The sequence below is a fragment of the Streptomyces sp. NPDC029014 genome (assembly GCF_055564695.1).
The window spans coordinates 1-1615 of the sequence record NZ_JBVHVT010000224.1 but is presented as its reverse complement, the minus strand read 5'-3'; the positions used below and the strand labels follow the sequence as shown (position 1 = coordinate 1615).

Annotated in this window: 1 protein-coding gene; it reads left to right on the top strand. The window is 54.4% G+C overall.

The features are described 5' to 3' along the window. The first annotated feature begins 182 nt into the window (after positions 1 to 182). Positions 183 to 1385 carry an alginate lyase family protein gene (locus tag ACZ4VL_RS40690; RefSeq protein ID WP_281055732.1) on the top strand — a complete coding sequence of 401 codons (1203 nt, stop codon included), beginning with the start codon at positions 183 to 185 and terminating at the stop codon, positions 1383 to 1385. Positions 1386 to 1615: the final 230 nt, after the last annotated feature.

The following is a 1615-nucleotide window of genomic DNA, read 5'->3' as shown; positions in this document are numbered from 1 at the left end:
GACTCCAGTAATGCCGCCAACGCGGCGTCGCCGGCGACTGCGGCGAAGTGAGGGGGGTATCAGCCATGGCGATAGGATACTCCTGTCCAGTGGCGTGCCGACGCAGAAACTGCTTACGATTGCCTTCGAGACAAAGATATCGATCAAGACAACCACAGGCTCAATCGTTAGGGGAAAACACGTTGACCGCCCAGCCCAAACCACCCTCATCATTCTTGAACGTTCGCTTTCTAGGCTTTGAGGCGGCTCTTGCCTTGATGATGACATTCAGGTGTGGCGCGTCAGATTTTGTTCACCCGGGAATTCTTGTCGATCGCCAATCAATTATCGACACACAGACTCTTCTAAAGCGGAATGACCTAGTTCGGACCCAAGCGATTGAGGTCATGAAAAATTCTCCACTGGCTAGACTTACTTACAAATCCCAGCCGCATGCGCAGGTATTGTGCGGCCCATACTCACGGCCCGACATTGGCTGCTCGGATGAAGTGCGCGATGCCCAAGCAGCGTACACCCATGCACTGCTGGGCGCCTACCTGAGTGATTCGCGTCACTTCATGGTCTCCGCAGAAATCATGGATTCCTGGTCTGAGACTCTCACCGGCGGCCATCTGGGAACCAATAGATCATTGCAGGCTTCATGGGCAGCTGAACTGTGGACGCGTTCGGCTGAAATCCTGAGATATACCAGTCGGGCCTGGCCAGAAGATAAAGCAAAGCTATTTGGAGAATGGCTGCTTGAGCAGTACCTGGGCGACATCGACGCGATGCCCGAATGCGTCAATGGCAATTGGTACGCGAGCGGCATTGAGGCTCGCATGAATATTGGCGTGTACACAAATCGGAGAGACGTCTATAACAGTGCTGTGATGGATTGGAAATCACAGTTCCCCGCGTACGTGTACATGAAGTCCGATGGCGCCAAGCCAAAACCCCAACCAAATTGCAACAAACCATCACCATCGAACTGGTTCAACCAGAAGCAGATGGCGTCTGGACTCGCACAGGAAACCTGCCGCGACCTGCCACACACTGCTTTTGGCTTGGCCGCATTTATAAATGCTGCAGAGACAAACAGGATCCAAGGCGGCACGCTGTATCAGGACTACGCCGATCGACTCCAACAAGCCATGGAGTTCCAGACGAGCGTGGCATTGGCTCCTACGCCACCCAAATGGCTCTGCAGCGGCCAGCTGAAGGGCTCACTGGCCGGCACTCTGGAAATCGGCTACGCGCAACTTCACGGCCGCATGAAGCGCCCGATGACAAATACGGGAAAGTGGCTTTCTTTGAATCGACCAAGCCGCGGCCAACTACACTTCATCTGGGAGACCGCGACGCACGGCATGGAAATCACCGGTGCAGCTGTCACTTCCACTCCCTGATTGGCAGACATCCAAGGGGCAGAGCTGCGAAGACGGGCAAGTCTTCGCAGCTCAAATATCAACATCCGCTATTCCTTACCATCCGACTGGTACTCGTAGTACCCGTAGCTGTAGTAGCCAGTTGCGCGCCTTTCCACTGCATTGAAGATCGCGCCCTTGATCTGAACGCCATTCTGCTCAAATCGCTGCAATGTCAGCTCGATCTCCTTGACTTGGTTCACACCAAATCG